General features: G+C 64.9%; 2 protein-coding genes and 2 pseudogenes. 1 reads left to right on the top strand and 3 read right to left on the bottom strand.

Features of this window, described 5'->3' with window-relative positions; translation table 11 throughout:
* The first annotated feature begins 48 nt into the window (after positions 1-48).
* Positions 49-1,994: pseudogene (gene dxs / locus SFU54_RS05740) on the top strand (1-deoxy-D-xylulose-5-phosphate synthase).
* A gap of 83 nt (positions 1,995-2,077) precedes the next feature.
* Here dxs and SFU54_RS05735 read toward each other — a convergent pair.
* The 3 genes and pseudogenes from SFU54_RS05735 to SFU54_RS05725 all read right to left on the bottom strand — a co-directional run bounded on the left by SFU54_RS05735 (position 2,078) and on the right by SFU54_RS05725 (position 6,842).
* A pseudogene (locus tag SFU54_RS05735) lies at positions 2,078-4,243 on the bottom strand (3-hydroxyacyl-CoA dehydrogenase NAD-binding domain-containing protein).
* 2 nt (positions 4,244-4,245) lie between these two features.
* Positions 4,246-5,445 (bottom strand): thiolase family protein, encoded by a 1,200-nt coding sequence (locus SFU54_RS05730; protein WP_319015336.1) that lies wholly within the window; start codon positions 5,443-5,445, stop codon positions 4,246-4,248.
* An 80-nt stretch (positions 5,446-5,525) separates the two neighbouring features.
* Positions 5,526-6,842: an HRDC domain-containing protein gene (locus SFU54_RS05725; RefSeq protein WP_319015335.1), complete on the bottom strand. Its 1,317-nt coding sequence runs from the start codon at positions 6,840-6,842 to the stop codon at positions 5,526-5,528.
* Between the last annotated feature and the right edge of the window lie 113 nt (positions 6,843-6,955).

The raw sequence follows: 6,955 nt of genomic DNA, 5'->3' as shown, positions 1-6,955 counted from the left end.
CGTTCGCCGACGGGTGGCCTCTCGGGGTCGTTCGCATAGACTCGGTAAATGGCACTGCTCGACTCGATCCGCACCCCGCGCGACCTCGATCGACTCTCTGAGTCGCAAATGGTCGAACTGGCGGAAGAGATCCGCCGATTCCTGGTTACCGAGGTCTCGAAGACGGGCGGCCACCTGGGGCCCAACTTGGGCGTCGTCGAGCTGACGTTGGGCATCCACCGCGTCTTCGATTCGCCCCGCGATGCAATCGTGTGGGACACCGGCCACCAGTCGTACGTGCACAAGCTCGTGACGGGCCGTCAAGATTTTTCATTGCTGCGCCAAAAGGGCGGCATCGCTGGTTACCCGCAGCGCTCCGAGAGCGAGCACGACATCGTTGAGAGCTCGCACGCGTCGAGCTCGCTGAGCTGGGCCGACGGTATTTCTCGCGCCTTTGAGATGACGGGTCAAGATGATCGCCATGTGATTGCGGTCGTGGGTGATGGCGCGCTCACGGGCGGCATGACGTGGGAAGCCCTCAACAACATCAGCGATGACAACAGCCGCAACCTCGTCATTGTCGTCAACGACAACGGTCGATCGTATGCGCCGACGATTGGCGGCATGGCGCGTTTCTTGTCGACCGTGCGCACCCGGCGTTCGTACTACCGATTCCGTCGGGGAACCGAGCGCGCTTTCGGCGTGTTCGGCGCCCCCGGTCGCGCGGTGTATCGAGGCGTTCGCGGCGGCCTGCACGGTTTCTTGTCGCGCTTCACGAATAACGAAGCCCTCTACTCCAACCTCGACATCAAGTACATCGGGCCGATCGATGGACATGACCTGAAAGATGTCGAGCGTGCCTTGCGGCAGGCCAAGGAATACAGCGCACCGGTGATCGTGCACGCGATTACCCAGAAGGGCAAGGGCTACCAGCCCGCGCTCGCTGACGTCGCCGATCAGTTCCACGCCGTCGGCCAGATCGACCCCGAGACAGGCGAGTCGATTGAGGCAGCCAGTCGCCCGTCATGGACCTCAGTATTTGCCGACGAAATCGTTGCTCTGGCTGACAAAGACCGGCGCATCGTCGGGATTACGGCCGCCATGTTGCGGCCGACCGGCTTGCACAAACTCGCCGAAAAGCACCCGGACCGCATCATCGACGTGGGAATCGCTGAGCAGCACGCGGTGGCCTCGGCGGCGGGTCTCGCCTACGGCGGAATGCACCCGGTTGTAGCCGTCTACGCGACGTTCATCAATCGCGCCTTCGACAGGTTCTCATGGATGTCGCGCTGCACCAGGCGGGCGTCACGTTCGTTCTCGACCGTGCGGGTGTGACGGGTCCCGACGGCGCGAGCCACCACGGCATGTGGGACCTCTCGATCTTGCAGGTCGTGCCGAACATCCGCCTGGCTGCCCCTCGTGATGCAACCCGTTTGCGCGAGGAGCTGGGCGAGGCTGTCGCTGTCGATGACGCGCCGACCGTCGTGCGGTTCTCGAAGGGCTCGGTCGGCACGGAGTTTGACGCTGTGCGCCGCACTCAGGACGGAGTCGACGTGTTGCGGGAAGCTCCGCACAAAGATGTGCTCATCGTGACGGTCGGCCCGATGGCCAAGATCGGTCTGGAGGTCGCTGAGCGGCTCGCAGACCAGGGAATCGGCGCCACGGTGATTGACCCACGCTGGGTCGTTCCGGTGCCCGAGAGCGTGATCGACTTGGCGCGCGACCACCGCATTCTCGTGAGCATCGAAGACGGTGTGCGCGTCGGAGGCATTGGCACGCGCATCCGTCAAGATCTTCGCGCTGCCGGTGTCGATACGGCCGTCGACGAGCTCGGCCTCCCCGATGAGTTTCTCGAGCACGCGACGCGCGAAGAGATTCTCGAGCGCGTTGGGCTCACGTCGCAGGCGATCGCACGCGACCTCGTCGCCCAGGTTCTTGGCACGCGCATTCCGGTCGCTCGCCCATTGCCCGACGAACAGGGTGCAAACGTCGACCACGACGAGCGCACTCGATAGACATCAGCAACGGCGATGCCCCCGACCAAACCTGGTCGGGGGCATCGCCGTTGCGAGCCGCGTTGCCGCGCCCGGCGCTCGGCCTAGCCGATTCCGCGGATGCGTGGGGTGTGGAACGTTGCCCCGAACACGCGCTCCGACGCTCCGACGCGGTCGAGGAAGGGCGTGACACCACCCATCTGGAACGGCCAGCCAGCACCGAGGATCATGCACAGGTCGATGTCGTCGGCGGCGTCGACGACCTTGTCGTCGAGCATCCGGTGAATCTCGTCGGCGAGTCCGTCTTCGAGTCGCTGGGTGAGTTCGTCGACCGTGTAGGGCTGTGCATCGGCGGGGCGGTGCTTCGCGACGATCTCGAGGGCTTTCTTGTCGATGCCCTTCGCCTGGCCTTTGGCATCTTTCTCGAGCAACACTCCCGCCTCGGCGAGCTCGTGCAACGCACGTGACTCGAAGAAGCGGTCAGGAAATGCGCTGTGGTGCGTGTCGAGAACGTGGGCACCCACTTTGAGGCCAACGAGGTCGAGGAGCACGAACGGATCCATGGGCAAGCCGAAGTGGCGTTGTGCCTCTACGACCGTCTCAAAAGGCGTACCGATTTCGACAGCGTGCATCGCTTCACCGAGCACTTTCGCCAGGATTCGGTTGACGACGAAGCCGGGTGTGTCGGCCGTAATGACGGCGTTCTTGCGCAATGCGGCTGCCGTTGCCATCGCCGTCGCCAACGTGGCTTCGTCGGTCGCGGGCGTCTTCACGACCTCGATGAGCGGCATGACGGCGACGGGGTTGAAGAAGTGGAAACCGACCACGCGCTCGGGGTTCTTCAGCTTCGCGCCGATCTTTTCGACCGAGAGCGAAGACGTGTTGGTGGCGAGCACCGCCTCGGGCGAGATGTACTTCTCGACCTCGGCGAACACATCTTGCTTGATCGACAGCTCTTCGAACACGGCCTCGATCACCCAGTCGCAGTCGGCGAAGTCGGTCTTGTCGACAGTGCCGCTCAGCAGCGCGCGAAGCCGGTTGCCTTCGTCGCCGTCGATACGGCCCTTCTGCTCGAGCTCGGCGATCTCGCCGCGGATGTAGTCGAGCCCTTTGTCGACGCGTGCTTGGTCGAGGTCGGTGATGACCACGGGCACCTGCAAACGACGCAAGAACAGCAGCGCGAACTGGCTCGCCATGAGGCCGGCACCGAGTACGCCCACCTTCGTGACCTTCTTCGCGAGCGCCTTGTCGGGCGCGCCAGCAGGCCGCTTAGCGCGCTTTTGCACCAGATTGAAGGCGTAGATGGATGCTCGGAACTGGTCGCCCGCAACGAGGTCGGCCAAAGCCTTGTCTTCTGCGGCGAACCCCTCGGCCTTCGTGGTGTTCTTGGCCGCAGCCAGCAGGTCGAGTGCCGCGTAGGGCGACTTGGCGACCTTTCCGAGCCGCTTCTCGAGGGTCTTGCGGGCAATGCCGATGGCGACATCCCACTTGACCGCGCGCTAGATCTTGCCCGGTTCGTTCGGGCGCTTGACATTCACCGAGCCGGCGAGCACGCCATCGGCCCAGCGGAGGGAGTCTTCGAGGAAGTTCGCGGGAGCGAGCATGACATCGGCCATGCCGAGTTCGAACGCTTCGGCCGGCTTGAGCATGCGGTTGTTCTTGAGTGGGTTCTCGACGACAACCTTGAGCGCGTTCTCAATGCCAATCAGGTTCGGCAGCAACCACGCTCCACCCCAGCCGGGGATGATGCCCAAGAAGACCTCGGGCAGTGCGAGAGCCGCGGCGCTCGAGTCGAGGGTGCGGTAGTCGCAGTTGAGCGCCACTTCGACACCGCCGCCCAGGGCAAGGCCGTTGATGAAGCAAAACGAGGGAACCCCGAGCTCGCCGAGCTTGCCCAACGCGTAGTGCCCCAACTGCGCCATCTGGAGCCCCGCCTCATAGCTCGGGATGTCGCCGACCTTCGAGAGGTCGGCGCCCGCAGCAAGAATGAACGGCTTTCCGGTGATCGCGAGAGCACGAATCTCGCCAGCCGCGGTTCGGGCCTTCTGGGCGTCGAGAACGCTGGCCAGCTGCATGAGACCCTCAGGGCCCAGCGTGCTCGGCCGCGTGTGGTCACGACCGTTGTCGAGAGTGACGAGAGCGAGCATCCCGCCACTCGGCAGCGGCACATCGCGCACGTAGCTGTGGGTGACGACTTCGTCATCACTGAGCGCGCGAAGCTCGGCGAACTGGTCGGGGGAGTACTGCGCGGTTGCGCTCGTGGTTGCCACGGTTACGCCTTCTTTCCGGTGTAGTGCGGGTTCTCCCAAATGACGCTGCCGCCTTGGCCCAGACCGACGCACATGGCCGTGAGACCATAGCGAACGTCGGGTCGCTCTTCGAACTGGCGCGCAAGTTGAATCATCAGGCGAACGCCCGAGCTGGCGAGAGGGTGGCCCATCGCGATGGCGCCGCCCCAGGGGTTGACGCGCGGGTCGTCGTCGTCGATGCCGAAGTGGTCGAGCAAACTCAGCACCTGCACGGCGAAGGCCTCGTTGAGCTCAAAAGCCCCGATGTCGTCGATCGTGAGGCCAGCCTTCTTGAGGGCTTTCTCCGTAGAGGGGATCGGCCCGATGCCCATGACCTCAGGGGCAACACCGGCGTAGGCAAAGCTCACGAGACGCATCTTGGTCGTCAGCCCTAGTTCTCTTGCCGCGTCGGCGCTCGCGAGCAAGCTCACGGTGGCGCCGTCAGTGAGCGGTGAAGCGTTGCCCGCCGTGACTCGTCCGTGGGGTCGGAAAGGGGTCTTGAGACCGGCGAGGCCCTCCATGGTGGTGTCGGGGCGCAAGCCCTCGTCAACCGTGGCGAGGCCAAACCCGGCCTCGCTGCGAAGGGCGACCGGCACGAGGTCAGGTTGAATCTTGCCGACGGCGTACGCCGCGGCCACCTTTTGTTGACTGCGCATGCCGAAGCGGTCGGCGCGCTCTTTCGTCAGCGCCGGAAAGCGGTCGTGGAGGCGCTCGGCAGTAAGGCCCATGTTGAGCGCGTCGCCGCTGACCAGCTTCTCAGCGAGAAAGCGTGGGTTAGGGTCAGCACCGAAGCCCATGGGGTGGCGGCCCATGTGCTCGACACCGCCGGCGATCGCAACGTCGTAGGCGCCAAAAGCAATGCCTCCCGCCGTTGTGGTGACCGACGTCATGGCACCCGCGCACATGCGGTCGATCGCGTAGCCGGGCACGCTCAGCGGAAGCCCGGCGAGAATGGCCGCCGTTCGGCCGAGGGTGAGGCCCTGGTCGCCTTGCTGGGTCGTCGCCGCGATGGCCACATCGTCGACGCGATCTTTCGGCAGTGAAGGGTTGCGCTCAAGAAGCCCGATCATCGCCTTGACGATGAGATCGTCGGCCCGGGTGTTCCAGTACATGCCCTTCTCACCTGCCCGGCCGAAGGGGGTGCGAACCCCGTCTACGAAAACGACGTCGGCTCGTGCAGCCACGATGGTGCCTCCCAGAGTGTGTTGGACTGACACTCAGACTAGGGACGGCAGTGCACCGGAGCAGAAACCCCTGCGTCTTCCTACGAATCGGCCTCCGATGCCGCGACCGGCTCTTGGAGTGCGTCGACAAAGGCTTGCGCAATCGTCTGTGCAGTTGCGTCAATCTGCCACGGACGCGCTCCGATGGCGGCGAGCCCAGCGGCGATACCGACAGTGGTCACGTCTGCGGGAGGCTGCCAGCAGATGCGCCGCACGTGCTCCGGCGTCAGAAGGTTCTCGAGGGGCATTTCGAGCGAATCGGCGATCGCCTGCAGCAACGGTCGAACGAGTCGGTAGCGGCGGTCGGCTTCGGGGTTGCGATCGGCCCACGAGCGTGGGGGTGGGATGCTCTCGTCAGAGCCGCGGTGCGCCGGCAGGTCATCCGTCGCGAGACCGGCCTCGATGGCTGCCCACCATCGATCGAGCTGGGTTCTGCTGGCTCGGCCCATGAAGGTTTTCAGGGCGGCCAACTCTCGCTTCGAGGTCAGCGGAGCGCGAGCCGCGGCGACGATCGATGCATCGGGCAAGAGCCGGCCTGGCGAAGTGTCAACCTCTATGGCGTAAGCGTCGCGAGCGAGCCACAGTTCACGGGCAACGGCGAGCGCGCGTTGGCCGCGAACAGTAGAGAGCCCGGAAAGACGACGCCAGGGTTCGGTCTTGGGTTCGGCTACGGGTTTGGCAAGAACACCGGCGAACTCTTGTGCGGCAAAGTCAGCCTTGCCCTGGTCGGCGAGTCGCTCGGCGATGCGATCGCGCACGTCGAGCAGCAGTTCGACATCAAGAGCCGCATAGGTCAACCACGAAGCCGGAAGAGGACGCGTCGACCAGTCGGCGGCGGAGTGTTCTTTCGCGAGGTGGAGCCCGAGGGTTTCTTCGACAACCGCGCCTAATCCGACGCGAGGCAGATTGGCCAATCGCGCCCCGAGTTCAGTGTCGAAGATCGTCGATGGTTCGAGCCCGAGCTCTCGCAAGCAGGCGAGGTCTTGGCTCGCCGCATGCAAGACCCACTCAACATCGCCAATGGCCGCTTGCAGTTCGGCGAACGACTCGAGGGCAGGGGGATCGAACAGAAATGTGCCCGCGCCGCGACGAAAGACCTGAATGAGGTAGGCCCGCTGCGAGTATCGAAATCCGCTCGCCCGCTCGGCATCCACGGCCACCGGCCCGTCAGCGCGTGACAGTGCCTCGACCGCCTCGAGGTAGGCATCGCGCGTGTCGATGACGACGGGAGGGTGAGCCAGTTGAGCGACGGGCAGGGAAGGAACGTGAGGTTCAGGCGCCGAGCGCGGGGCGCGCGCCGCCGCCGGGGGCATAGGCGGAACCGCGAATGGGTCGGTGATGGGTGGTCGTTCAGCCACGAGATTCCCGCCGGGGCTGCAGCACGGCCACGCCCTCCGGCGCTGGGGGGTATCCGGCGACCATGCAGAGAAGCTCGCCCCAGCCCTCGACGTGAGCGGTGAGGTCGTTCTCC

Source organism: Microcella sp., from assembly GCF_033763155.1.
In the GTDB taxonomy this organism is placed as follows: Bacteria; Actinomycetota; Actinomycetes; order Actinomycetales; family Microbacteriaceae; genus Microcella.
The sequence above is the reverse complement of the archived record's forward strand: the minus strand, read 5'-3'. Positions and strand labels throughout refer to the sequence as shown.